A 26836-nucleotide genomic window follows, 5' to 3' on the forward strand; every position below is an offset into this window, starting at 1 on the left:
GGCCATCAGCGGCCCGCCCGGCGGCAGGGCTGGATGATGTCCAGCGCCTGCTGCCAGGTGCTGCCGGGCGCTTGCGTGTCCAGCCGCATCAGGGCATACAGGGTGCTGTAGAAGTTATCTTGACTGTATGAGCCGCTTTGCGCGCGCTGGCGCAGGCACTGCATGTCGAAATCGCCTTCTTGCAGCCAGGCGGGCGAAAACCAGAAAATCATGGGAATGCGCGTTTGCTCTTTGGGCGCAATGCTGCGCGGCGTGCCGTGCAGGTAAATGCCGTTTTCGCCCAGCGATTCGCCGTGGTCGGAAGCGTAGAAAACCATGCTGGCCATATCCGTGCGCTTTTCCAGCCGCCCAATCACGTCGGCAATGAATTTGTCAGTGTAAAGCAGCGTGTTGTCATACGTATTCACCAGCTCCTCATTGGTGCAGCGGTGAATTTCATTGGTATCGCAAGTGGGCGTGAACTGGCGGTATTCAGGCGTATAACGCGCGTAATAGGCCGGGCCGTGGCTGCCAATGGTGTGCAGCACCAGCACGGCGTCTTTTTCTTGCGCGCTGTCAATCAGTTTGTCGAAATCAGTGAGCAAAATATCGTCCATGCATTCGCCGCCCTGGCAGTATTCGGGCAGATTGCGATGGGTGATCAATTCATTGGGAATGCGGTTGCAAACGCCTTTGCAGCCGGTATTGTTATCCACCCAGTAAACATAAATGCCCGCGTGCTGGAAAATATCCATCAGGTTATCCTGCATTTCGGCGTGCGCCTCGTCATAATGCGCGCGGTCCATGACGGAAAACATGCAGGGCACGGAAGTGGCGGTATCGGTGCCGCAGCTTGAAACCTGTGTGAAATTGATGATGTCGCTGCGTGCGGCCAGCCGGGGCGTGGTCTGGCGCGCGTAGCCGTTCAGCCCCCAGTTTTGCGCGCGCGCCGTCTCGCCCACGATGATGACGGCCACGCGCCTTTTGGCGCCAGGCGCGGGCGGCAGCTGGCGTGCGTTCACATCCAGCCGGGTGTAAGGAATGCGCGCGCGCCAGGCCATGCGCGCCTTGGAAAGCGCCGCGCCCACAAAATTGGAAGGCACCACCAGCTTCATGATGCCGTGGTTATTGCGAAAAAAGCTGGCGTAATCCTGATAAAACCCCCAGGCAATGCCCGCCATGCCCAGCGCCGAAACCGCTATCCAGGCCATGCGCCAGCCCAGCTCCCGCCCCAAAGAGCGCCATTGCACTTTCACCAGCAAATAAAGCAGCGCAGGCGCAATGCCAAACACGACAACCCAAATGACGTAAGAAGGCGAGAGCACGCGCAGCGTTTCTGCCGACGTGGCTTGCAAAACATTATTCAGTATTTCGCGCGAAAAATACACTTTCAGAAAAATGCTGCTCCATGAAATGGCCGCGCCAATCACGATCAGCGCGGGCATGATGACGCGGTGCAAAAACGGCAGCGCCAGCAATTGCGCGAAAATGTTGATGAAAAAGAAAATGAAAAACGGCAGCGTCAGCAAAAACCAGTCGCCGCTTTCACCCCGGAAAGGATGGGCGCGCAAGGCCTCGGCAAAAAAGGCGTAATTGAGCAGGGTGAAAAAAAGCGCGGCAAAAGCCGCCAGCGTGGTGGAAGTCAGGCGCGGCGCAGGTATTTTCATGGCTGAATCATGACGGAATGGCTTGCTGCCGGAAAATAAAAAAGTCCGCTGGTTTGGCGGACTTTTATGAATAATTGGCGGCAGGGCTGAACAGGATTATTGGAAATGGCGCGCGAGTCTATCGCAAACCGTTCGTGACAGGGTAACGCCAGTCTTTGCTGCCAAAGCCGCGCTGCGAAACGCACGGCCCCGGCGCGGACTGGCGGCGCTTGTATTCGGCCAGCCGCAGCAGACGCAGCACCTGCGCCGTCTGCGCAGGGTCAAAGCCGGCGGCTTCCAATTCGGCGCGGCCATCGCCTTGCTCCAGCACGCGCGCCAGCATGGCGTCCAGCACTTCATAGGGCGGCAGGCTGTCCTGGTCGGTCTGGCCTTCGCGCAGCTCGGCGCTGGGCGGGCGGGTGATGATGCGCTCGGGAATGGGGTTGTCCACCGTGCCGCAGGGGTTGTGCGCGTTGCGCCAGCGCGCCAGCGCAAAAACGGCGGTTTTGTAAACGTCCTTGATGGGCGCAAAGCCTCCGCACATGTCGCCATACAGCGTGCAGTAGCCCACGGCGTATTCGCTTTTGTTGCCCGTGGTCAGCAGCAGATGACCGTGCTTGTTGGACAAGGCCATGAGCAGCACGCCGCGCACGCGCGCTTGCAGGTTTTCTTCCGTGGTGTCGGCGGGCTTGCCGTCCAGCAGCGGCGCCAGGCTGGCTTGCAGGGTTTCAAAGGCGGGGGCGATGTCGATTTCGTCATGCCGCACGCCCACGCGCCGGGCCATTTCGCGCGCGTCTTGCAGGCTGATGCTGGCGGTGTAGGGGCTGGGCATCATCACCGTGCGCACCTGGCTTGCGCCCAGCGCATCGACCGCCAGCGCCAGCACCAGCGCCGAGTCAATGCCGCCCGACAGCCCCAGCAGCGCCTGCCCAAAGCCGTTTTTGCGCGCGTAGTCACGCAGCGCCAGCACCAGCGCGTCCCAAAGCTGGCCTTCGGGTGATTCAGGCGATTCGGGCGAATCCGCCGCCAGCGCCAGATGGCCGCCTTGCCAGGCCGCCCGCACCGGCCACAGCTGCGGCTCAAAGCGCGCCGCACGCCCGGCCAGCGCGCCATCGGCCTGCAAGGCAAACGATGCGCCGTCAAACACCAGCTCGTCTTGCCCGCCCGTCAGGTTCGCGTAAACCAGCGGCAGGCCCGTTTCCAGCGCGCGCTGGCGCATGGCCTGCTGGCGCTCGTCTGGCTTGCCCGCCCGCCAGGGCGAGGCGTTGATGACCGCCAGCAGCTGCGCGCCCGCCGCCCTGGCCTGCGTGGCGGGCGCGGCCTGCCAGGCGTCTTCGCAAATGAGCAGGCCCACGCGCAGGCTCTGCGCGCCTTCGCCTGCCTCGAACACGCAGGCCGCTGGCGGCCCCGGCACAAAGTGGCGGCGCTCGTCAAACACGGCGTCATCCGGCAGGTTTTGCTTGAGCGCCGTGGCCACGATGCGCCCGCCGCGCAGCACGCTGGCTGCGTTGTGGCACAGCGCGCGCCCCGCTTCGTGCGGCCCCGCCACGGGCGCGGGGTGGCCCACCACCAGCGTCAAATCAGCCAGCGCCGCCGTCTCCTGCGCAATGCGCGCCACGCTGGCCTGGCAGGCCGCAACGAAACCGGGCTGAAGCAGCAGGTCATCCGCCGGGTAGCCGCACACTGCCAGCTCCGGCGTGAGCAGCAGCCGCGCGCCCTGCGCGTGCGCCGCGCGTGCGGCCTCAACAATCAGGCGGGCGTTGCCCGGCAAGTCGCCCACGGTGGGGTTGATCTGGGCAATGGCAATGTGCAGGGGCATGGCAGTGAAAGAAGCGGTTGCGCAAAGGGCGGCGAGTATGCGCCCGGCAGCCCGGAGCCTGCTCGCGGCCAGGCCGCAAAGCGCAGAAAAAGACGGCCCGGCGCATGGCCTGATTTCGCTCCTTCATTCATAGCATGAGGTCCTAGTGGAATCAGCGCGAAGAGGCATTCTGACCCCCTTGAATTCGCTCCTGTTTCTGATACACCCGGGCTATGTGGGCAGCTTGCCGCGCCCACCCTCTGCCCTTTGCCGCTTGCTGGCACGCTTGCCGTTTCAGCATCAGGGCCTCAACGCCCCATCGCCCGCCAGCCCTTGTGGAATGGGCGCAGGCAGCTATCTTTTCTGAAGCAAAATCGCCAGCCCATGAACGCTCACACCCAATCTCTCACCCTGCAAGGCGAGGCCGGAGCCATTGAGGCGCTGCTGGACCGCCCCGGCGCCAGCCAGCCCGGCAGCCAGGCCGCGCGCGGCCTGGCCGTGATCGCCCATCCGCATCCGCTTTTTGGCGGCGCCATGAGCAACAAAGTGGTGCAAACGCTGGCACGCGCCTTCGTGCAGTGCGGCTGGCGCGCGCTGCGATTCAACTTCCGGGGCGTGGGCGCGAGCGCGGGCGTGCATGACGAAGGCCGGGGCGAGGCGCGCGACATGCTGGCCGTCATCAGCCAGGCGCGCGAGGGCGGCGAGGCGCTGGCGGTGGCCGGTTTTTCTTTCGGCGCGTTTGTGGCCGCGCAGGCCGCAGCCAGCTTGGCGCAAGCCGGTGACGAGCCGGCGGCGCTGGTGCTGGTGGGCACGGCCGCTTCGCGCTTTGCCGTGCCGCCCGTGCCGCAAAGCCTGCATGAAAAAACGCTGGTGCTGCATGGCGAAGCCGATGACACGGTGCCCCTGGCCGCCGTGCTGGACTGGGCGCGGCCGCAGTCACTTCCCGTCACGGTTATTCCCGGAGGCGGGCATTTCTTTCACGGACAATTGCCGCTGCTCAAGGGGCTGGCCGCGCGCCATCTGCGCTCCCTGGCTTGAGCCTGAACCGTCCTTTCCCCGTCCTTTTCCCCCTTTTTTCATCCTGAAATGACGCGATTTGCCCGCGCGCTGGCCGCGCTTTTTTTCGCCGCAGCCGCTTTGGCGGCCACCGCCCAGACCCTGCCCCAGCCGCCCGACATCGCCGCGCGCGCCTACATGCTGGTGGACGTAACGGCAGGCGGCCAGATTCTGGCTGCCAAAGATATTGACGAGCCTGTCGAACCAGCCTCCCTGACCAAGCTGATGACCGCCTATCTGGTGTTCGACGCCCTGCGCGCGCGCAAAGTCACGCTGGAGCAGCGCCTGCCCGTCTCCGAACGCGCGTGGAAGATGCCTGGCTCGCGCATGTTCATTGACCCCAAGATGCAGGTGCCCGTGGAAGATTTGCTCAAGGGCATGATCGTGCAGTCCGGCAACGACGCCACCGTGGCCCTGGCCGAGGGCGTGGGCGGCACCGTTGAAAACTTCGTGCGCCTCATGAACGAGCAGGCCAAGGCGATGGGCCTGAAAAACACGGGCTTTACCAACCCCGAAGGGCTGACCGAAGCGGGACACACCACCACCGCGCGCGATCTGGCCACCCTCTCCACGCGGCTGCTCCAGGACTTTCCTGAATACATGCACTACTACAGCATCAAGAAATACCGCTACCCCGGCACCCCCGCCAGCAACGAAAACAACCGCAACTGGCTGCTCCAGCGCGACCCCACGGTGGACGGCTTCAAAACCGGCCACACCAAGGCCGCTGGCTACTGCCTGGTGGCGACCGCCAAACGCGACTTTCCCGGCCTGGGAGGCCGCCGCCTCATCTCCATCGTGCTCGGCGCCGACAGCGAATCGGCCCGCGCCAATGAGTCACAAAAGCTCCTGAACTGGGGCTACACCGCTTATGAAGGCGTGAAACTCTTTGACGCCAACGAACCCGCCGCCTCACCCCGCATCTGGAAAGGCGCCAGCAACACCCTCAAGCTGGGCCGCACGCAACCCATCATCGTGGCCGCCCCGCATGGCAGCGCCAGCAATCTGAAAACCGAAATCGCCCGCCCCGACCCGCTGGTGGCCCCCATCGCGCAAGGCCAGGCCATTGCCACCCTCAAGGTGTCGCTGGACGGCCAGACCTTGAGCGAGCAGCCCCTCATCGCGCTGGAAGCCGTGCCCGAAGCCGGCTGGCTTGGCCGCATGTGGGACGGCATGCGCCTGTGGCTGCACTGAGCGGCGCAGCCTGCGCGCCCCGCCATGATGAAAAAGGCCGCTTTGCCAGCGGCCTTTTTTGCGCGCTTTCGTGCAGCGCTTGGGGCAGCGCAGCCTGCGCCTGCCAGAAAGCATCAAAAACAGGAGCAAATTCAAGGCGCTTGAAAGCCATCTCGCGCAGATTCCACTAAGACCTCATGCTATTGATTCAGGAGCTATTTTTTGAAGCCCTCTGAATCCATTTGCTGTTTGTCCATGAGCACGAAAAGCGCAGCCTTGAAGGCGGCTGCCTTGCAAATCGTCGGCAAGTCACACAACCTTTCTGCGCCTTGCAGCTGGCTTTGAACAGGCCTTTGCCGAGAAAACGGGCCATGTGGAAAAAGAGAAAAAGCCTGCATTCCAGATGGAAAGCAGGCTTTTCACTTTCAAATGGCCTGTACGGCAGGCGCGGCCTTGAAAGCTTGGTTATTGGGCGGGCTTCTTGTCTTTGGATTCGGCCTTTGCGGGTTCGGGCGTGGCCGGGTTTTGCAGCCATTGCCAAGGTTGCAGCCAGGCCTGCAAGGCGTTCTGGCCGCTCGGGTTTTGCGGCTGCCCTTGAGTTATGGCGCCCAGAATCTGGGCCAGGTCCTTCTGCCAGGCTTGCATGGCTTGCTGCGCGCCTGTGGAAAAGCTGGCTTGCGTTTTCAAAAGAGCCTGCATGGCGGCCTGGCTGTCGCTGAGGCGGCGCTGCACTTTCTGCCAGAAGGCGTCATTGGGCAGGTCGGCGAGCTTGCGCCAGTCGTCGGCGTCCAGCAGGCTTTGCATGGCGGCGTCGCTTTCGCTGATGCTGTCATGCAGCAGGCGGTGGCTGTAGTCCAGCCATTGCTGGCTGTTTTCCTGCAACAGGCGCAGCAGTTTCACTTGCAGCTCCAGATTGAGCTTGTGCAGGGTGAAGGGCAGGTTCCGGGTGGATTGGTCCTGGGTCGTGCTCATGAAAGCTCCTTTGCTTCAGGGTGGGGAAAACGATGCGGGGTTTTGCATGGGCCAGGGCCGGAGCCTGGTTTGTCTTTTATTTCTGCAATACGTACTGGCCTGGCGCGTCGGCCACGGCGTCGCCCATGCGCGGAGGCTGGGCAGGTTTGCCGGAGCGGGCGTTCAGCCAGTCGTTCCAGGCGGGCCACCATGAGCCTTCATGGCGGGGCGCGGCGGCCAGCCAGGCATCGGGCGTCAGGCTGTCGCCGCCCGCGTGGCGGGTGAGCATCTGGTAGTGGCGGCGCGGGTGGCCCGGTTCGCTGACGATGCCTGCGTTGTGGCCGCCGTTGGTGAGCACGAAGGTGATTTCGGCGGGCGCGAGGCGGTGCAGCTTGAAGACCGAGCGCCAGGGGGCCACGTGGTCGGCCACGGTGCCCACGCAGAACACGGGCAGGCGCAGCGCGCCCAGCGAGACGGGCTGGCCGTCCACAAGGTAGCGGCCTTCGCTGAGGTCGTCGTGCAGGAAAAGCCGCCGCAGGTACTGCGCGTGCATGCGGGCGGGCATGCGCGTGGTGTCGGCGTTCCAGGCCATCAGGTCGTTCATGGGGCGGCGCTCGCCCAGCAGGTATTCGCCCAGCAGGCGCGACCAGAGCAGGTCATAGGAGCGCAGCATCTGGAAAGCGCCTGCCATTTGCCGCCCGGTCAGGCAGCCGCGCTGGGTCATCTGCGCTTCCAGCAGCGCGATCTGGCTTTCGTCGATGAACAGGCTCAGCTCGCCGGGTTCGCTGAAGTCGGTTTGCGCGGCAAACAGCGTCATGGAGGCCAGGCGGCCCAGTTGCCCGTCGCGCGCCAGCGCCGCCGCCGCGATGGCCAGCAGCGTGCCGCCCAGGCAGTAGCCCGCCGCGTGCACGGCATGGCCCGGCGCGATGGCTTCTATGGCCTCCAGCGCGGCGCGAAAGCCCAGGTTCAGGTAGTCGTCCATGCCCAGATCGCCGTCGTTTTCATCCGGGTTCTTCCATGAAATGCAGAACACGGTGTGGCCCTGGTCCACCAGGTATTTGACGAGCGAGTTGTGCGGCGAAAGGTCCAGGATGTAGTACTTCATGATCCACGCGGGCACGATGAGCACCGGCTCGGGGCGCGTCTTGGCCGTGGCGGGCGCGTACTGGATCAGCTCCATCAGCCGGTTGCGCAGCACGACCTTGCCCGGGGTCACGGCCACCTCGCGCCCGGGCGTGAACCGCTCGGCTCCGGCGGGCGGCTCTTCGGCCATGAGGCGCTGGAAGTCATCCAGCCAGTAGTTCAGGCCGCGCGTGAGGTTGGCCCCTTTCTCGCGCCAGGTGCGTTGCAGCACGACGGGGTTGGTGAGCAGCCAGTTGCCGGGCGAAAACACGTCCAGGCACTGCCGCGCGGCGAAGGAAACCACTTGCTGGTGATGCGCAGACACGCCCCACACGTCTTGCGTGGCCGCCTCCCACCACTGCTGTTGCAGCAAAAAAGCTTGGTGGTGCAGGTTGAAGGGCCACCACTGCCAGGCCGGATCGGCAAAGCGGCGGTCTTGCACGGGCGGCTCGGCGGCCAGGGGCTGATCGCCTTGCAGCTGCGCGGCCCGCAGGCCATCGGCCAGCAGCAGGCGCTGCGCGTAGGCCAGCAGCTGTCCGCCAAGCTGCCCGGCCAAACGCAGCAGCTGAAGCTGCCGGCCGGGGCTGGCCGCCAGGTGCGTGGCCCAGTCCGTCACGGCCAGGGCCATTGACTGGGGCGAGATGGAAAACGACAGGCGCGCCAAGGCGGCATGCGTGAGCAAATCCAGGCGGCGCACGCCCATCAGGGCGGAATCAGGTTTTTTTTCTGGCATGGCGTTGCGGAATGAAATTTCTCTTGCGTCTGCAATGCTAGTCATGAATTGAACACTCATGTTCAAATTCAGGCGCGCAGTTGATACGCATCAATCACTTGGATGATCCGGCTGCGCACAATGCCCGGCGTTTTGCCCCATATCAAGTTTTTCATGACCGCTGCTTTTGCCCGTCTGGCCCTTCGTTTCAACTGTCCGCCTTTGCGCTTTTTTCTTCTGGCCGCCGCGCTGGCCCTGGCGGGTTGCCAGAAATTGCCGCCGTGGTGGCCGCAGTGGTGGCCGGGCGCGCGGCAGCAGGCGCTGCCCGAGGGCATTTACCGCGCCAACGGACGGCTGGAACTCACGCGCGTGGATGTGGCTGCCAAATACCCTGGCCGCTTGCGCGAAGCGGCCTTTCAGGAAGGCGAGCGCGTGCAGGCTGGGCAGGTGCTGGCCGTGCAGGAAGACGGTGAATTGCAGGCCAAACTGGCGCAGGCGCGCGCCGCGCTGGCCCGCGCGCGCTCGGAGCAGGCGCGCGCCCGCGCCGGGCAGGCCGCGCAGTCGCGCAAGGCGGCGCTGGCGCGGCTGGAGTGGCAGCAGGCGCAAAGCCTGCTGCGCCAGCAGCAGATTTCGCCCGTGGAGCTGGAAAAGCGCCAGCTGGCGCTTGACGCCGAAACCGCCGTGCTGGAGGCCGCGCAAGGGGCCGTGCAAACCGCAGGCCACGCCGCAGAAGAAGCGCAGGCGCAGATTGAGCTGGCGCAGGCCATGCTGGAATCGCTGCAGCTGCGCGCGCCGCTGGACGGGCGCGTCGAATACCGCCTGGCCGAGCCGGGCGCCATGCTGGCCCCGGGCAGCCGCGTCGCCACGCTGCTGGACGCGGGCGATGCCTGGCTGACGGTGTTCTTCCCCGCTGCCGTGGCCGGGCGGCTGAAGGTGGGCGATGAGGCGCGCGTCACTCTGGAAGGCCTATCCGCCGCCTTGCCCGCCACGGTGGCCCTGGTGGACGAGCAGGCGCAATTCACGCCCAAATACGTGGAAACGGCCAGCGAGCGGGAAAACCTGGTTTACCGCGTGAAGCTGCGCATTCCGCGCGAGACGGCGCTGGCCTGGCCGGGCGTTCTCAAAGGCGGCGTCACGGGCGACGGCTACGTGCGCACCGACAGCCAGCCCTGGCCCGCGCAATTGCAGGTGCAAGCGCAGACGCAGACGCAGGCTGGCCCGGAAAGCGCCGCGCAGGCGCCGCAGGAGAAGGCCGCAGGGGCCGCGCCCGCTGATGGGGGCGCGCCTTGAGCGGCGGCGCGCCGCAGCCCGCCGCAGCGCCCGCTGACGCCGCCGTGGCGCTGCGCGGCGTCACGCACCGCTACGGGCAGGCGCTGGCCTTGCATGAGGTGTCGCTTGAGCTGCCGCGCGGCGCGAGCATCGCGCTGGTGGGGCCGGATGGCGTGGGCAAATCCACGCTGCTGGCGCTGGCGGCGGGCGTCAAGCGCATCCAGTCCGGGCGCGTGCTGACGCTGGGGCAGGACTTGGCCGACGCGCGGGGCCGCGCCGCGCTGGCCGCGCGCGTTGCCTTCATGCCTCAGGGGCTGGGGCACAACCTCTACCCCACGCTGAGCGTGGCCGAGAACGTGGACTTTTTCGCGCGCCTGTTTGGCCTGGGCGCGCGCGAGCGGCAGGCGCGCCAGGCGCGGCTGTTGCACGCCACGGGGCTGGCGCCCTTTGCCGGCCGCGCGGCGGGCAAGCTCTCCGGCGGCATGAAGCAAAAGCTTGGCCTGTGCTGCGCGCTGGTGCATGACCCCGAGCTGCTCATTCTTGATGAACCCACGACCGGCGTCGATCCCCTCTCGCGGCAGCAGTTCTGGGCGCTGGTGGAAGGCTTGCGGCGCGAGCGGCCCGGCATGACCGTCATCGTCTCCACCGCCTACATGGACGAGGCCGGGCGCTTCGAGCGCCTGGTGGCGATGGACGCAGGCCGCGTGCTGGCCCAGGGCAGCCCCGCCAGCCTGATGGAGCGCACGGGCGCGGCCAGCCTGGAAGAGGCCTACATCGCCCTGCTGCCGCCGGCCAAGCGCCCGGCGGGCGGCGCGCTGAGCATCGCGCCCTGGCGCGACACGGGCGGCGCGCCCGCCATTGAGGCCAGCGGGCTGACGCGCCGCTTTGGCGGCTTCACGGCCGTCGATGGCGTGAGCTTTCGCATCGGGCGCGGCGAAATCTTCGGCTTTCTCGGCTCCAACGGCTGCGGCAAGAGCACCACCATGAAGATGCTCACCGGCTTGCTGGACATCACCAGCGGCAGCGCGCGCCTGCTGGGCCAGCCCATCCGCGCGGGCGACATGAACACGCGCATGCGCGTGGGCTACATGTCGCAGGCGTTTTCGCTGTATGAGGAGCTGAGCGTGCGCCGCAACCTGTGGCTGCACGCGCGGCTGTACCGCATGCCCGCGCCTGCGGCGGCGCAGGCCGTGGAGCGCGCGCTGGACGAGTTCGATCTGCGCGCGCACGCCGACGCGCTGCCCGCCGCGCTGCCGCTGGGCATGCGCCAGCGCCTGCAACTGGCGGCGGCCTGCCTGCACCGGCCTGAAGTGCTCATCCTGGACGAGCCGACTTCGGGCGTCGATCCCGCCGCGCGCGATCTGTTCTGGCAGCGCCTGGCCAGCCTGTCGCGGCAGGAGGGCGTGACCATCTTCGTGTCCACGCATTTCATGAACGAGGCCGCGCGCTGCGACCGCATTTCGCTCATGCACCGGGGGCGCGTGCTGGTGGTGGGCGCGCCGCAGGCGCTGGCTGACGCGCGCGGCGGCGGCGATCTGGAGCGGGCCTTCATCGCCTGGCTGCAAGACGCCGCGCGCGAAGATGGCCAGGCAAGCGCGGAGGATGGAGAAGGCGCGGCTGGCGCGCCTGAGGTCCTGCCCGCAGCCCCGCCAGCCGCGCCGCCAGCGCCCGAAGCGGCGGCTCCGGCCCCGCCAGCGCCCCGCAGCGCCCTGGCGCGCTGGCTCGCCCTGGCCTGGACTTTCGCCCGCCGCGAGGCGCTGGAGCTGGCGCGCGACCGCCTGCGCCTGGCCTTCGCGCTGCTGGGGCCGGTGGCGCTGCTGTGCATTGCGGCCTACAGCATCTCGTTTGACGTGGAGAACATCCGCTTTGCCGTCATTGACCACGACCGCAGCGCCGCCAGCCGCCACTTCATCGAGCAGTTCCAGGGTTCGCGCTACTTTGCGCAGCAGCCCTCGCCTGCCAGCCGCGCCGAGGGCGATGCCTGGCTGCGCGATGGCCGCCTGCGCCTGCTCATTGACGTGCCGCCGGGCTTCGGGCGCGATCTGGCCGCCGGGCGGCAGCCCGGCATCGACTTCGCCATTGACGGGGCCGTGCCTTTTACCGCCGCCAGCGTGCGCGCCTACGCCAGCGCCATCACGCTGGACTACGCGCAGCGCCTGCTGCGCAGCCAGCCGCTGCCCGTCAGCGCGGCAGCGGCGGCGGCCTGGCCCGTCACGGTGCAAACGCGCTTTGTCTACAACCAGGAGTTCCGCAGCATCTACGCCATCACGCCGGGCGTAATCATGCTGGCCATGATCCTGGTGCCCACCATGCTCACCGCGCTGGGCGTGGTGCGCGAAAAGGAAACCGGCTCCATCGTCAATCTCTACGCCTCGCCGGCCAGCGTGGGGCAGTACCTGCTGGGCAAGCAGCTGCCCTATGCCGCGCTGGCGGCGGCGAGTTTCGTGAGCCTGGCGCTGCTGGCCGTGGCGGTGATTGGCGTGCCGCTCAAAGGCTCGTTCTGGGCGCTGCTGGCGGGCGGGCTGCTGTTTTCGCTGACGGCCACGGCGCTGGGGCTGCTGGCCTCCACGCTGGTGCGCTCGCAGGTGGCGGCCATCTTCGGCTGCTCGCTGCTGTGCCTGATTCCGTCGGCCAATTTTTCGGGCCTGCTGTACCCCGTCTCGACCATGACCGGCGCCAGCTACGTCATCGGCAAGGCGTTTCCGTCGTCCTGGTTCCAGCTGGTGAGCCTGGGCGCTTTCTCCAAGGGGCTGGGCGCGGGCAGCTTCGGCTGGCCCTACGCCATGCTGGCCCTACGCCATGCTGGCCCTCATGGCCCTGGCCTGCCTGGCGGGCGCGCGGCTGCTGCTGCGCAAGCAGGAGGCATGAGACAAAGGGCCTGTTTCAGCTCCTTGATTCATAGCATGATGTCCTAGTGGAAACTGCGCAGATGCCGTTTTTAGACCCCTTTAATTCGCTCCTTTTATTGATGCGCCACGCCATGCCTTTTCATGCCTTGCCCGCTTTTTTCTCCGCTTGTGCCCGCCCGGCTTTGAGGGCCGCGTCATGCGTGCGCGCTGGATGAGCGCCGCCGGGCGCTGGCTGCTGAACGTGGGGCTGCTCACGGGCAAGGAGCTGCGCAGCCTGGCGCGCGACCCGGTGCTGGTGGCGCTGATTGTGTTTGCCTTCACCTTCGCCATCGTCAGCATCGCGCACGGCATTCGCGCCGACGTGTTCAATGCCTCGGTGGCGGTGGTGGACGACGACCGCTCGTCGCTGAGCCTGCGGCTGCGCGACGCCATTCGCCCGCCCCACTTCAAGCCGCCGGCGCTGATCGCGCGCGATCAGGCTGCGCCGGGCATGGATGCGGGCGAGTACATCTTCGTGGTGCAGTTTCCGCCCGGCTTCGAGGCCGACACGCTGGCGGGCCGCCGCCCGGCGGTGCAGGTGCTGGTGGACGCCACCGCCATGACGCAGGCCAGCCTGGGCGCGGCCTACTTCCAGCAAATCTTTCTGCAGGAAACGATGGCCTGGCTGCGCGGCCCCGGCGCCAGCGCGCAGGCGCTGCTGCCGCTGCGGGTGCAAAGCCGCCTGCACTTCAACCCCAACAACGATTCGGCGTGGTTCACCTCGGTGATGCAGATCGCCACCAACGTCACCATCCTGGCCATCGTGCTGGTGGGCGCGGCCGTCATCCGCGAGCGCGAGCACGGCACCATCGAGCATCTGCTGGTCATGCCCGTGCGCGCCAGCGAAATCGCCCTGGGCAAGATCGCGGCCAACGGGCTGGTCATTCTGGCGGCGGCCCTGCTCTCGCTGTGGGGCGTGGTGCGCCTGGGGCTGGGCGTGCCGGTCAATGGCTCCTGGCTGCTGTTCGGCGCGGCCACGGCGCTGTATCTGTTTTCGGCCACGGCGCTGGGCATGTGGCTGGCCACGCTGACGCCGTCCATGCCGCAGTTCGGGCTGCTGGTGGTGCCGGTGTACGCCATCGCCTACCTGCTCTCGGGCGCGGCCTCGCCCGTGGAATCCATGCCGCCCGCCCTCCAGCAGCTGGTGCGCTGGCTGCCCACCACGCAATTCGTGTCGCTCACGCAGGCGGTCATCTACCGGGGCGCGGGCGTGCGGGCCATCGCGCCGCAGCTGGCGGGCATCGCCGTCTCCGGCGCGCTCTTTCTGGCGCTGGCCGTCTCGCGCTTTCGCTCCATGCTCGCCCGACAAGGATGAATGCCATGCCCCTTCTTCGCGCCTCAGGCGCTCCCCGCGCTCCTCGTGCTCCCCGCGCTCTTTGCTCCCCGCGCCGCGCCGCGCCCTTGCTGGCCCTGGCCTGCGCCGCCTGGCTGGCCGGCTGCGGCCAAGCGCTGAAAGTGCACACGCCCCCCGCCCAGGCGCGCGTGCCGGACGCTTTTTCTGCCCCCGCCGCGCAAGCCGCTGACGGGCCGCAGCAAGACCTGGGCCGCTGGTGGCGGCTCTGGGGCGACGCGCGGATGAACGCGCTGATCGAACGCGCCCTGGCCGCCAGCCCTGACATCCGCGCCGCGCAGGCCAACCTGCAAGCCGCCCGCGCGCTGGCCGACGTGGCCGAATCAGCCCTGTATCCCACCGCCGTGGCCGCAGCCGCCGCTGGCGCAGGCACGGCCGACTGGCGCAATGCCAGCGCCTGGCGGACGCTGGCGCCGCCCTACAGCGCCGCGCTGCCTTCTTCAGCCGACGCGCGGGGCCTGGCCGCTGGCGTGGGCGCCGTCTGGGAGGCCGACGTGTTCGGCGCCCGCCGCGCCGATGCCAGCGCCGCCCAGGCCGCCGCCGCCATTGCCCAGGAGCGCCTGCACGGCGCACACATGCTGGTGGCCGCCGAAGCCGCCAGCAACTGGCGCGAAGCCCTGGCCCTGGCCCAGCGCCTGTCCATACTGGATGCCGCCACGGCCACCGCCGCCCAGCTGCACAGCTACGCCCAGGCGCGCCTGGCCGCAGGCCAGGCCCGCGCCGCCGACGTGGCCGCCGCCCAGTCGCGCCTGGCCGGGCTGCAAGCCGCCCGCCCCGCCTTGCAGGCGCTGCTGCTCACCCGCCGCCAGCGCCTGGCCGCGCTCTGCGGACAGCCTCCAGGCCAGCCCGACGCCGCGCTGGCCGCGCTGCTGCCGGATGTGCCGGATGTGCCGAATGCGCCAGCCGCCGCGCCTGAAGCCGCCGCCGCATCCGAAACCGCCGCTCCGCCCGAGCCATCCGAGCCGCCCGCGCCGCCAAGCGGGCAGCTGCCCTCCAGCGTGCTGGCGCGCCGCCCCGACGTGCGCGCGCGCCAGCAGGCCGTGCAGGCGCGCGCCGCCCAGCTCAAAAGCCTGAAAGCCGAACTGCTGCCCAGCTTTGGCATCGTCTTTCTCGGCAACGAAGGGCGGCTGGACTTCAGCGGCCTGCCCCGCGCCAGCGGCGCGGGCGGCCTGATCGGCCTGCGCGTTTCGCTGCCCCTGTTCACCGCAGGCCGCTTGCAGGCGCAGGCGCGGGCGGGCGACGCGCGCCTGCACGCCGCCGTGGCCGAATACGACCGCGCCGTGCTCGACGCGCTGCAAGAAGTTGAAGCCGCCTACGCCGCCCGCGCCGCGCTGGACGCGCGCGTTGAAAGCCTGCGAGCCGCCCGCCAAAGCGCCGCCCGCCGCGCCAGCGGCCTGCAAGCCCTCTACCAGGCCGGCGAGCGCCAGCGCGACGCCCCCTTGCAGGCGCGGCTTGAGCTGGCCGAAGCCGACGACGCCCTCGCCCAGGCCCGCATGCAGCAGGCCAGCGCCAGCATCCGCCTCTACCAGGCGCTGGGCGGCGGCTGGTGAAAGCCGCCCGCCCGCGCACCCGCTCCGCAGCAAGAAAACAGAAAACATGCCCGCCACTCCATCCGCCGCTGCCGCCGCAGCATCCGGCCGCTGCCCCCCGCTGAACGCCGCGCAGCAGCGCATTCACCAGGCCGCGCTCAGGCTGTTCGCCGAAAAAGACCCGGCCACCGTCCAAATCAGCGAACTGGCCGCCGCCGCCCAGGTGGCGCGCGGCACCATCTACAACAACCTGGAATCCGTGGAAGCCCTCTTCGGCCAGCTCGTCATACGCCTGTGCGCCGACATGAGCGAACGCATCGACCGCGCCATGAGCGGCGAACCCGACCCCGCCATGCGCCTGGCCGCCGGCGTGCGCCACTACCTGCAACGCGCGCGCGACGAGCCGCACTGGGCACGCTTCATCCTGCGCTACGGCCTGACCCAGCCCCCGCTGGCCCAGCTATGGCACGGCCCCACCATGCGCTACCTGCGCGAAGGCATCGCCAGCGGCCGCTTCACGCTGCGCCCCGGCCAGGCCCGCACCGCCGCCGTGCTGGTGGCCGGCGCCGTGCTGGGCGGCTTCGCGCAAATGCAGCAAAGCGGCGCCTCGCCGCGCCGCATTGGCAGCGACATCACCGAGCTGCTTTTGCTCTCGCTGGGCCTGCCCGCCAGCGAAGCGCTGCGCATCGCGTGCGCCCGCATGGATTGACGGACCGGCAGCGCCTGGCAGACGCATCAAAAACAGGAGCGAATTCAAGGGCGTTTGAAGTAGCATCTGCGCACGTTCCACTAGGACCTGATGCTATGAATCAAGGAGCTGATTCAGCTCTTTGCCCAGGCTTTTCATCCGCTTTTTCCCCTTTCCGGCATGGCCGCTGCGCCCGCCATTTGCGCCCGCCATTTGCGCCCGCTCCCTTGCGGCAGGTTGCAAGCGACTTCCGGCAAACGCATGCCAAGACCTGCCTGCGGTTCGCGCTTGCCGCTCCTTGCCGCCCCTCGCGGACAGACTGGAACAGGTGTCCTTATTTCTTTACCGAGGCGCAAAGCGCGCTCGGTACACTCGCGCGCTTTTATGGGCAACACAGGGTTTTTACTGATGCGCAAATCTTGGCGAACAGGAGGCTGGCTGGCGCTGGCCTTGGTGTTGGGCGCAGCCTTCTGGTGGTGGAAGACTTCTGGCGGCCCGCCTGCGCCGCAGTGGGTGACGGCGCCCGTGCAAAAGCAGGACCTGGAAGACACCGTGCTGGCCACGGGCGCCATTCGCGCGCTGCGGCAGGTGAATGTGGGCGCGCAGGCCACGGGGCAGGTCAAGGCGCTGCATGTGAAGGTGGGCGATGTGGTCAAAAAAGGGCAGCTCATTGCCGAGATTGACGACACCACGCAGCAAAACGCCTTGCGTGACGAGCTGGCGGGCATCGAGTCGCTCAAGGCGCAGCGCGCTTCGCGGCAGGCGGCGCTCACGCTGGCTAAGCAAAACCTGGCGCGCCAGCAGGAGATGATGGCCAAGGACGCCACCTCCCGCGCCGATTTGCAGTCGGCGCAAAACCAGCTGGCCGCCGCCGAGGCCGATTTGAAAACCAACGCCGCCCAGCTGGAGCAGGCGAACCTGAAGGCGCAGACGGCGCGCGCCAATCTGGGCTACACGCGCATTGCCGCGCCCATGGACGGCACCATCGTGGCCGTGGTGACGGAGCAGGGACAGACGGTCAATGCCGCCATGTCCACGCCCACCATCGTCAAGCTCGCCCGGCTGGATGAGGTGAAGATCGAGGCGCAGATTTCCGAGGCCGATGTGCCCCGCGTCAAGCCCGGCATGGCCGCCTGGTTCACGCTGCTGGGCGAGCCGGACAAGCGTTACGCCACCGAGCTGAAAGCCATCGCCTTGCTGCCGCCGGCCGATGAAAGCGGCAGCAGCGACACCAGCGCGTCGGCCACATCCGCCGCCAGCGCCACGGCCATTTACTACAACGGCATCCTGCACGCGCCCAACCCGGACGGCGTGCTGCGCGTTTCCATGACGGCGCAAGTGCACATCGTGGTGGACCGTGTGCAGGGCGCGCTCACCGTGCCCGCCAGCGCGCTGGGCGCCAAAGATGACGAAGGCCGCTACGCCGTGCGCGTGCTGACGGGCGAGGGCGATGAGCAGCGCGAAGAAACCCGCCTGGTGCGCGTGGGCCTGAACAACCGCGTGCATGCCCAGGTGCTGGAGGGCCTGAAAGAAGGCGAGCGCGTGATCACGGGCGAGGCCACGCCGGCCGGGGATGCCGTCAGCGTGGAAATGGGGCCGCCGCCCATGGGGCCTTGAAGGAGCGCGCCATGACCGAACACCGCCTGGCGCAAGCCGGGGAAGCAAGCGGGAAAGAAAGCGCGGAAAAAGCGGAAAAAGCGAATGGCGGCGGGCCGGGCGCGCCGCTGATGCGCCTGCGCGGCGTCACGCGCGAATTTCCGGCGGGCGACGGCCCGGTGGCCGTGCTCAAGGATGTGAACCTGACGATTCGCGCGGGCGAGATGGTGGCCATCGTCGGCCCATCCGGCTCCGGCAAATCCACGCTGATGAACATCATCGGCTGCCTGGACCAGCCTTCGCGCGGCAGCTACCAGGTGCTGGGCCGCGAAACGCGCGACATGCAGCCGGATGAACTGGCGCGCCTGCGCCGCGAGCATTTCGGCTTCGTCTTTCAGCGCTACCAGCTGCTGACGGGCCTGACGGCGCAAGACAACGTGGAAATTCCTGCCATCTACGCGGGCCTGGGCGCGGCTGCGCGCCGCGCGCGATCGGCCCGCCTGCTGGAGCGCCTGGGGCTGGGCGAGCGCCTGGCGCACAAGCCCGGGCAGCTCTCCGGCGGGCAGCAGCAGCGCGTATCCATTGCCCGCGCCCTCATGAACGGCGGCAGCGTGGTGCTGGCCGATGAACCCACCGGCGCGCTGGACAGCCACACGGGCGAGCAGGTCATGCAGATTCTTCAGGAACTCAATGCCGCCGGGCACACCATCATCCTCGTCACGCACGATGCCAAGGTGGCTGCCTACGCGCGGCGCGTGATTGAAATTGCCGACGGCCGCATCACCCGCGACAGCGCCGCTGCCGCGCCGCCTGCCGCGCCCGCCAGCGAAGCGCCGCCGCCCAAAGCGGGCCTGGCCGCCTGGCTCATGCGCCTGCGCGAAGCGGCGCGCATGGCCCTGCACGCCATGCTCTCGCACCGCATGCGCACGCTGCTGACCATGCTGGGCATCATCATCGGCATCGTCTCCGTCACCCTGGTCAATGCCATCGGCGAAGGCGCCAAGCAGCAAATCCTCTCGGACATCAGCTCCATCGGCACCAACACCATCACCATCTTTCCCGGCAGCGGCTTTGGCGACCGGCGCGCGGGTGCCATCCGCACCCTCACCGCCGCCGATGCCACGGCCCTGGCCGAGCAGCCCTACGCGCACAGCGCCACGCCGCAAGTGCAAACCAGCGTCACCCTGCGCATGGGCAATCTGGAAAAAACGGCCACCGTCGAAGGCGTGGCCGCCAGCTACTTCGAAGTGCGCGGCCTGAAGCTGGCCGCCGGCGTGCTGTTTGACGAAAACAGCGTCAAAAACCTGGCGCTGGACGCCGTGATCGACGACAACACCCGCAAAACGCTCTTTCCGGGCGGCGGCAACCCTTTGGGCCAAATCATCCTGCTGGGCAGCGTGCCCGCACGCATCATTGGCGTCACCGCCAAGGAAAAAAGCAACTTCGGCTTCAACTCCGGCAACACCGTCTGGCTGCCCTACACCAGCGTCATGGGGCGCCTCACCGGCAGCCAGGTGCTGCAAGACATCTCCGTGCGCGTCAAAGACGGCTACACCACCCACTACGCCGAAAAGCAAATCACCGAGCTGCTCACGCGCCGCCACGGCAGCAAAGACTTTTTCACCAGCAACAGCGACACCGTGCGCGAAATGGTCGAAAAAACCACCTTCACCATGCAGGTGTTCATCTCCTCCATTGCCGTCATCGCCCTCGTGGTGGGCGGCATCGGCGTGATGAACATCATGCTGGTGAGCGTGACCGAGCGCACGCCCGAAATCGGCATCCGCATGGCCGTGGGCGCGCGCCAGGCCGACATCCTCCAGCAATTTCTCATCGAAGCCGTCTTCGTCTGCCTGCTGGGCGGCCTGCTGGGCATCGGCCTGGCCTTTGGCCTGGGCTGGGTGCTGGAGCGCCTCTCCAGCGAAGTGCACCTCGTGTTCTCCGCCAACGCCATCGTGCTGGCCGTGGCCTGCTCCACCTTCATCGGCCTGGCCTTTGGCTTCTGGCCCGCCCGCAGCGCCGCGCGCCTGAACCCGATTGACGCGCTCTCGCGGCAATAAGCACTGGGCACAAGATATTTCCGCTCCTCAATCCATAGCATGATGTCCTAGTGGAAACTGCGCTGACCGGCATTTTGGGCCACTCAGATTTGCTCCTGTTTCCGATGCGGCGCAGGGCAAGGCTTCGCCAAACGGGAAAAGCCGTGAGCAGCCAGCCAAAGAAGCGGCGAAGGCCCGTCTGCGGCTTGCGTTTCGCGGCCCATCCCGGTCCGCTCTTTTGCCCCTCCCGGCCAGATCATGAACAAGTTCCCAGAAGCTGCCCCTGCCGAAACGTCTGAAGACGCCCGCTGGATGCGCCTGGCCCTGCAAGCCGCGCATGAGGCGGCAGCGCGCGGCGAAGTGCCCGTGGGCGCGGTGGTGGTCAAGGACGGGCGCTGCATCGCCGCTGCTGGCAATGCCTGCGTGGGCGCGCATGACCCCAGCGCGCATGCCGAAATCGCCGCCTTGCGCCAGGCCGCGCGCGCGCTGGGCAATTACCGGCTGCAAGGCTGCACGCTGTATGTGACGCTGGAGCCTTGCGCCATGTGCGCCGGGGCCATGCTGCACGCGCGGCTGGCGCGCGTGGTTTTTGGCGCGGCCGACCCCAAAACGGGCGCGGCCGGTTCGCTGCTCAACCTGTTTGCCCAGCCCGCACTCAACCATCAAACGCAAGTCACCGGCGGCGTGCTGGCGGGCGAATGCGCCGCTGCGCTGCACGGCTTTTTCAGGCCGCGCCGCATCAACGCCGCCCCCTTGCGGCAAGACGCGCTGCGCACGCCGCCCGCGCGCTTTGCCCATCTGCCCGATGATCCCTGGCCGCGCCATGCCGAAAGCGGCTTGCCCGCCCTGGGCGGCTTGCGCCTGAGCTATATGGACGAAGGCCCGCGCGACGCGCCCATCACCTGGCTGTGCCTGCACGGCGCGCCCGCCTGGAGCCACCTGTGGCGGCACATGGCCGCCCAGTGGCTGGCGGCGGGCTGCCGCGTGATCGCGCCTGACTTGATCGGCTTTGGCCGCAGCGACAAGCCCAAGAAAGAAAGCGCCCACACCCTGGCCTGGCACCGGCAAATCCTCATCGAATGGGTGCGCCAGCTGGATGTGCGCCGCGTGGCCTTGGCCTTGCACGGCACGGCCGGCGCGGCGGGCCTGGCGCTGCCCGCCGCCGAGCCGCAGCGCTACGCCGCGCTGCTGGCCATCAACACCGGCTTTGCGCCAGCGGCGCAGGCCAGCGGGGCAGGGCAGGGCGCGCCTGCCCGCTTGCCTCTTTCGCGCCTGCCGCGCCTGCCCGCTGACGAGCAAGCCGCTTGCGAAGCCCCTTTCCCTGACAGCGGCCACCGCGCCGCCTTGCGCGCCCTGCCGCGCCTGGCCGATGGCGGGCATGAGCCTGACTTGCGCGCCTTCTGGCAAAACCGCTGGCAAGGCGCCAGCCTGCTGATTTGCGGCATGCCCGATGTTTTTTACGGCCCCGCCGCCATGAGCGCGCTGCAAGCCGCCGTGCGGGGCGCGCCGCCGCCCTTGCCCCTGCCCGGCGCGGGCCACTTCAGCTGCGCCACGGCAGGGCGCGAAATCGCACAGCTGGCGCTGGCGCGGCTGGCGCAGCCCGCGCAATGGGCCAAAGACTGAACGCGTTTTTCCCGGTTTTCCGGCTGCGCCGCGCAAAAAAACAAAAAAGTTTCGGTGCGCTTGTCTGGCAGATTGATTTTTTCCTGCTCCAATTCGCGGCGCATCGCTTTTGATGCGCTACTGAAGAAATCTCATGAACAAGAAACCGCAAATACCCGCCACCCCAATGACTGCTGCGTCTGCAGCGCGCATTCAAAGCGCAACTGCCAAGGCCGGAAATGGCGGCATTGCCAAGAAAAGCTTTGCCGCTCGTGCCATGAGCGCGGCAGCCAAGAATACGGCTAAAGCATCTGGCTCCAAGGGCAAGAGTTCCAGGTAAAAAAAACAGGAAAGGAGAAGGGCAGTGCGGAAACGGCCCTGCCCAAATATCATGCAAAGCACAATTGAAACCCCATTTCCTCGCCTGGGCGAAGCGCTGCGCGCATTGATTACGGCAACCGGTTTCAGGCCATTCATTGAAGAAAAAGGGCTGGATAAAAATCTGGATGATTTATTCAGGGAACCTGCAAATCGGCAGGGAACTCTTTATGAGCTGCTGGAAGAAATCCAGGGAAAATTTTTCGGAGAGGTGGTGCGGGAATGCGGGGAAGGCTGGAATTTTATCATTCCAGAATGGGAGAATTTTTGCCATATTATCCAGCATGTCGTGCAAACAGTGGATGCCAGCCGTTCCCAGTCAGAAAAAGTGCGCAGCCTGTTTGAAGAGTATTTCATTATTCCGTTTCTGGCGGAATTCATGCTGCATGCCGTAAAAATGCAGAATGGAGGAGATGCCCGTGAATGGGCGGCGGGGCCATTTCAGGCCTGGCTTGAATTGGCCTCTTCCTTGCCCGGGCAAAAGCGCGCGCTGAAAGATATTGAATGCGCCGTTGAAAAAGACCCGCGCAGCATTAAGCGCTGGAAGCAGTGCCACCCAATGGAAAGCATGAGCTATCCATTGCGCAAGAAGGTTGGGGACATATTGGGCGAATCGGCCAGAATGCCGGATGTTGCGCGGCTTGCAGGCTGGTTGTATATGGCGCGTGCGCTTCAATCCCTGTCGCCGCAAATCCGCGCTTCCATTGGAGATTATCTGGAAAGAAGAACATCGCCCTGGGATCCGAAAGAAGCAAGAATAAAGTTGCTCAAGGCATTGGATGGCATGGAAAATCCTGCCTTTATCCAGAAAATGAACGACTTGCGCAATGAAGATTCCGCCCGGAAGCGGGCCGAAATCATGCGGGAGTTGATGAAGCCGAATCCTATATGGACGCAGTGCGAAGAAAATATTGAAGCGGCTTTGCAGGCTGACCAGAAGGACAATGTGAAGGAGGTGATGAATTTTCTGGGCAGAGCGGTTGATGTCGCGTGGTGGCGGACCGGCCCGGTTCAGAGTGAATTGCTTGACAAAGCGCTGAAATATGCGGTCGGCACAGGCGATAAAGTGGCCGCCAGGGCTTATTGGGACCGCTCTTTCATGCTGGGGCTGAACCGTGGCCCCAAGCGTGAACTGGATGAACAGCAAATGCGTTCCTTGAGCCTGGCATTCGAGCATGATTTTCCACACAGGAAGGCGAAACTTCGCGTTCCGCCAGCATTTGAGTGCATGACTTTCGATGAAATGGAAGACATGAAAAACAAATCCATGAAAGCGCCAGCGAGAAAAACGGCCCATGCGCAGGGCCGCACGCGCAGAACGGCGCTGATGAATGCCATTCCGTGCAGTTCTTTGGCGGACGTGAAAAAACTGATTGAAAATGGCGCCAATCCCGATGAATTCATTCCTGAATCGGGAGAAAACCCTCTGATATATGCCATGCGTCATGCGGAACAAACCAGGGATACATCCATCATGGATTATTTCCTGTCACTGCCGCTGAAACCGGAAACAGTGAACCGGATTGCTTCAACTGAAAAAGATTGCCCTCTGATGCTGGCCATTGACATGGGTCATGCAAAGGCCGTGGAAAGGCTGATTGAACTTGGGGCGGATATCCGTTTGCCCATCTATCAATCGGCTTCGGCCTTGCTTTATGCGATGCACAAATTCAATGAAGCCAGGCAAGGCGGCATCACGCCAGAAATACAGGCGCAATATCTGGCGGGATACGGCCCGGTTGGATCGCATGAAGCCAAACAAGGCGTGGTTTTTGATTGCCAGAAGGCGTATTTTCGTGCGATGCAAATGATTCGCCGCATGGAATCATTCGGGGCCGGGCGCTATACGGAAATATGGAAGGCGGTTTGTGCGCATTATTTGCCCTCGCCTGATGATTGCCGGGCCGTGATTCATGTTTTGTTGGAGGCGGGCGCTGATGTCAATCTGCGCTACCATGTGCCTTATAACAGTTTTGAATGGAGCCCGACGCTTTTTGCGGCTGAAATAGGCGATTTGGCTCTTTTCAGGGAAATACTGGCATATGGCGGGAATCCGGATCAGACGCTGCTTGTGCCAGGCCCTTTCGAGAAAAGGGATGCTTTATGGGTCGCCATTGATCATGGAAATGACGCCATTGTCTCATTCATGCAAAACAGAAGACAGAAAGATGGGAAGTGAGTCGATCTTCTGCTACTTTTTGCATGGATAAAACTATCAACCAGCTCATCATGAAAATGGTCCGAATGGGTTGGACGGTCAAAAGAGGAAGACATGCGAAGCTTTACCATCCTTCTGGACGGGCGTTTGTGACGTTTTCCATGACGCCCAGCGATCACCGGTGCCTAATGAATATTCAGCGGGACATCAAAAGACTGCAGGCGAGACTGGATGCGGCGCTGGAAAACATGGCGGGTGAGCTTTGATTGATTTGAGATTTGCCGCGCGGCGCGGGCTTCGGGAACGATAGTTTGCGGCGGCGAAAACCAGCGCAGCTGGCGCGCGCCAGGCGCACAATCTGCGCCTTTTTGCGCCGCCAGCCGCTGGCGGCGTGCTCCCACGCCATGCGCACGCCTGCCATCAATTCCAAAGTCATCGCCACCTTGCCCATCTTCTGCTGCGTGATGCTGGCTTGCGGCTTTGTGTGGGCCGTGCGGCAGCCCGCGTGGACGATGCCGCTGGTGCTGGGCGTGATTGCGGGCGGCCTGGTCGATCTGGACAACGGGCTGACGGGGCGCGTGCAAAACATCGTGCTGACGGCGCTGGCCTTTTCTTTTTCTTCGCTGCTGGTGCAGACGATGCTGGGCACGGGGCTGCCGTTTATCGTGACGATGACGGCGCTCACTTTCCTGTTCACGGTGCTGGGCGCGCTGGGGCTGCGCTACCGCACCATTGCCTTTGGTGCGCTGGCGGTGGCCACTTACACCACGCTGGCCTATGCGCCGCAGACGCCCTGGTTTCTGAACCCGCTGCTGATTTTGTGCGGCACGCTGCTGTACAGCAGCGTCACGCTGTGCCTGCACGTGGTCTTTCCGCACCGGCCCGTGCAAGACAGCATGGCCGCCGCTTTTGCCGAGCTGGGCGGGTATTTCGACGCCAAGGCCGCTTTTTTCGACCCCGACGAGGCCGAGTGGCTGGAAGACGGCCCGCGCCTGGCGCTGGCGCGGCAGAACACGGCAGTGATCAACGCCTTCAACCAGTGCCGCAGCGCCTTGTTCTACCGCATGCGCGGCCAGCACCGGCACCCGCGCACGGCGCGCATGCTGCGGCTGTATTTCATTGCGCAAGACGTGCATGAGCGCATCAGCTCCACGCATGCCGATTACCGCGAGCTGGCCGAGAGCCTGAAAAACACCGATCTCATCTTCCGCATTCACCGCCTGCTGGAATTGCAGGGGCAGGCCTGCCGCGACGTGGCTTCCAGCCTGCGCGCCGACATGCCCTACGCCTACTCCGCGCGCCTGCAACGCGCCATGATGGGCTGCCAGCAGTCGCTGCGCGTGCATGCCCAAAGCCGCCAGGCGGAACAGGCGGATCAGGCGGAGCAGGGCGGTCGGGCCGACCAGCTCCACGCGCTGCAAAGGCTCATGGACAACCTGGCGGGCATTGACTACCAGCTCAGCCACATTGAAAGCGCCGCAGACGCCGCCTTTGGCGAAAACTCCGACAAAACCCGCATTGCCGCCCAGGAGCAAGACGGCCCGCTGCTGCACGCCCTGCGCGCCATGCGCGGCCAGCTGAACATGCGCTCGCCGGTGTTTCGCCACGCCGTGCGGCTGTCGCTGGTGGTGGCCCTCTCGTGCACGGTGGTGGAGCTGCTGCACCTGAATCTGGGCTACTGGATCTTGCTGACAGCCCTGTTCGTGTGCCAGCCCAACTATTCGGCCACGCGCAGCCGGGTGAACCAGCGCATCGGCGGCACCATCGCAGGCGTGCTCGTCGGCTCCGTCGTGCCCTGGTTCACGCCCACGGTGGAAACCAAGCTGGGCATCATCGTGCTCACCACCACGCTGTTTTTCCTGATGCGCAACTACAAATACAGCTGGTCCACTTTCTTCATCACCATCCAGGCGCTCACCAGCCTCTCGCTCATGGGGGTGGACATCTACGCGGCCATGCCCGTGCGCATCATCGACACCATCACCGGCGCGGCCATCGCTTGGGCTGCCGTGCACTTTCTCTGGCCCGACTGGCGCTACCTGAGCCTGCCTGCCAGCGCCAGCGCCTCCATCGCCAGCAACGGCGCGTATCTGGAACGCATCATCAGCCAGCTTGAAAACGGCGTGGACGACGATGTGGCCTACCGCAGCGTGCGCCGCCTGGCGCATGAAAAGGCGGCGGCCTTGAGCAGCGCCATCTCCGACATGAGCAGCCAGCCAGGCCGCCACAGCCCGCAAATGCAGGGCGCGGGGCTGAACCTGCTGAAAACCAGCTACGCGCTCATTGGCTACATCTCCGCCCTGGGCGCTTACCGCAGCCAGATTGCCCAGGAGGCGCGGCAGGAAGCCAGCGCCGCCGGACAGCCGCCGCAAACGCAGCCCTCACCCGCCGCGCCTGAAACGCCTGAAGCGGCAGCCGCGCCGCAAGCGCTGCAAGCGCCCGAAGCGCAAGCCTTCACCCCCCTCTTTTTCGACACCGCCCGCCAGACGGCCCAGCTGCTGCAAGCCCTGCCCGGGCTGGACGACAGCGCCTTTGCCGCCGCCAGCGAGCGCATCCAAAGCGGCGTACGCGCCTTGCGCGCGCGCGTGCAAGGCCGCCGCCCCAACAGCGTGCTGTGGCAGCAGCTCTCGCTCATCACCCGCCAGCTCGCGCCTTGCCGCCAGATGCTGAAAAGCATGACGCCGCCCAGCGAAGCCGGGCCAACCGCGCCGCTCCAGAAGCCGTAGCGCCCAGCCCGCGAGGCGCAAAGGCGCGCTGGAATGCGCTGGAAATAGGCCGTGCATAGGCCGCCATCGCAGATTTTTGCTCATCTATCCATAGCAAGACGTCCTAGTGGAGCCTGCGCAGATGGGTGTTTCCGGCCCTTTGAATTCGCTCCGGTTTTTGATGCTTCCGGGTGGG

At 65.9% G+C, this 26836-nt stretch carries 18 protein-coding genes; 14 read left to right on the forward strand and 4 right to left on the reverse strand.

Translation table 11 applies throughout. The features are described from left to right. Positions 1-5: 5 nt before the first annotated feature. Both QB898_RS01095 and QB898_RS01100 read right to left on the reverse strand, forming a co-directional pair. Positions 6-1646: a phosphoethanolamine transferase gene (locus QB898_RS01095; protein WP_279523459.1), complete on the reverse strand. Its 1641-nt coding sequence runs from the start codon at positions 1644-1646 to the stop codon at positions 6-8. A 118-nt stretch (positions 1647-1764) separates the two neighbouring features. After that, a complete protein-coding gene (locus QB898_RS01100) occupies positions 1765-3444 on the reverse strand; it encodes an NAD+ synthase (RefSeq protein WP_102282835.1) in 1680 nt (559 codons plus the stop codon). A 363-nt stretch (positions 3445-3807) separates the two neighbouring features. Between QB898_RS01100 and QB898_RS01105 the strand changes: the two genes are divergently transcribed. Further along, complete coding sequence (locus QB898_RS01105; RefSeq protein WP_050716076.1) at positions 3808-4461, forward strand: alpha/beta hydrolase; 654 nt, start codon at positions 3808-3810, stop codon at positions 4459-4461. A 48-nt stretch (positions 4462-4509) separates the two neighbouring features. Continuing rightward, complete coding sequence (locus QB898_RS01110) at positions 4510-5673, forward strand: D-alanyl-D-alanine carboxypeptidase family protein (protein ID WP_279523460.1); 1164 nt, start codon at positions 4510-4512, stop codon at positions 5671-5673. A 444-nt stretch (positions 5674-6117) separates the two neighbouring features. On the opposite strand, the gene QB898_RS01115 is transcribed toward QB898_RS01110, so the two are convergent. Beyond that, positions 6118-6624, reverse strand: a complete 507-nt coding sequence (locus QB898_RS01115; protein WP_279523461.1) for a phasin family protein — start codon at positions 6622-6624, stop codon at positions 6118-6120. Positions 6625-6700: 76 nt separating this feature from the next. Continuing rightward, on the reverse strand, positions 6701-8458 hold the full coding sequence (locus QB898_RS01120) for a PHA/PHB synthase family protein (protein ID WP_279523462.1): 1758 nt from the start codon (positions 8456-8458) through the stop codon (positions 6701-6703). 153 nt (positions 8459-8611) lie between these two features. Here QB898_RS01120 and QB898_RS01125 point away from each other — a divergent pair, with 153 nt between their 5' ends. The 12 genes from QB898_RS01125 (at position 8612) to yccS (ending at position 26661) form a co-directional block, all read left to right on the forward strand. After that, positions 8612-9727, forward strand: a complete 1116-nt coding sequence (locus QB898_RS01125) for an HlyD family secretion protein (RefSeq protein ID WP_279523463.1) — start codon at positions 8612-8614, stop codon at positions 9725-9727. Then, positions 9724-12621: a ribosome-associated ATPase/putative transporter RbbA gene (gene rbbA / locus QB898_RS01130; RefSeq protein ID WP_346429788.1), complete on the forward strand. Its 2898-nt coding sequence runs from the start codon at positions 9724-9726 to the stop codon at positions 12619-12621. Before QB898_RS01125 ends, rbbA begins: the two co-directional genes overlap by 4 nt. Positions 12622-12751: 130 nt before the next feature. After that, positions 12752-13909, forward strand: a complete 1158-nt coding sequence (locus QB898_RS01135; protein WP_279523464.1) for an ABC transporter permease — start codon at positions 12752-12754, stop codon at positions 13907-13909. A gap of 5 nt (positions 13910-13914) precedes the next feature. Next, complete coding sequence (locus QB898_RS01140; protein WP_279523465.1) at positions 13915-15495, forward strand: TolC family protein; 1581 nt, start codon at positions 13915-13917, stop codon at positions 15493-15495. A 46-nt stretch (positions 15496-15541) separates the two neighbouring features. Beyond that, complete coding sequence (locus QB898_RS01145; RefSeq protein WP_279523466.1) at positions 15542-16183, forward strand: TetR/AcrR family transcriptional regulator; 642 nt, start codon at positions 15542-15544, stop codon at positions 16181-16183. Positions 16184-16570: 387 nt separating this feature from the next. Further along, positions 16571-17779: an efflux RND transporter periplasmic adaptor subunit gene (locus tag QB898_RS01150; protein ID WP_279523467.1), complete on the forward strand. Its 1209-nt coding sequence runs from the start codon at positions 16571-16573 to the stop codon at positions 17777-17779. A 110-nt stretch (positions 17780-17889) separates the two neighbouring features. After that, positions 17890-19818, forward strand: coding sequence for a MacB family efflux pump subunit (locus QB898_RS01155; RefSeq protein ID WP_279523489.1), 1929 nt, complete (start codon positions 17890-17892; stop codon positions 19816-19818). A gap of 237 nt (positions 19819-20055) precedes the next feature. Further along, on the forward strand, positions 20056-21420 hold the full coding sequence (tadA, locus tag QB898_RS01160) for a tRNA adenosine(34) deaminase TadA (protein WP_279523468.1): 1365 nt from the start codon (positions 20056-20058) through the stop codon (positions 21418-21420). A gap of 133 nt (positions 21421-21553) precedes the next feature. Continuing rightward, on the forward strand, positions 21554-21739 hold the full coding sequence (locus QB898_RS01165) for a hypothetical protein (protein ID WP_279523469.1): 186 nt from the start codon (positions 21554-21556) through the stop codon (positions 21737-21739). 51 nt (positions 21740-21790) lie between these two features. After that, positions 21791-23956 carry an ankyrin repeat domain-containing protein gene (locus QB898_RS01170; RefSeq protein ID WP_279523470.1) on the forward strand — a complete coding sequence of 722 codons (2166 nt, stop codon included), beginning with the start codon at positions 21791-21793 and terminating at the stop codon, positions 23954-23956. Next, on the forward strand, positions 23953-24201 hold the full coding sequence (locus QB898_RS01175) for a type II toxin-antitoxin system HicA family toxin (RefSeq protein ID WP_279523471.1): 249 nt from the start codon (positions 23953-23955) through the stop codon (positions 24199-24201). The genes QB898_RS01170 and QB898_RS01175 overlap by 4 nt, the downstream gene beginning before the upstream one ends. 138 nt (positions 24202-24339) lie before the next feature. Beyond that, positions 24340-26661, forward strand: coding sequence for a YccS family putative transporter (yccS, locus tag QB898_RS01180; protein ID WP_279523472.1), 2322 nt, complete (start codon positions 24340-24342; stop codon positions 26659-26661). The last annotated feature ends 175 nt before the right edge of the window (positions 26662-26836 follow it).

The organism is Ottowia cancrivicina, from assembly GCF_029813755.1.
In the GTDB taxonomy this organism is placed as follows: Bacteria; Pseudomonadota; Gammaproteobacteria; order Burkholderiales; family Burkholderiaceae_C; genus Ottowia; species Ottowia massiliensis.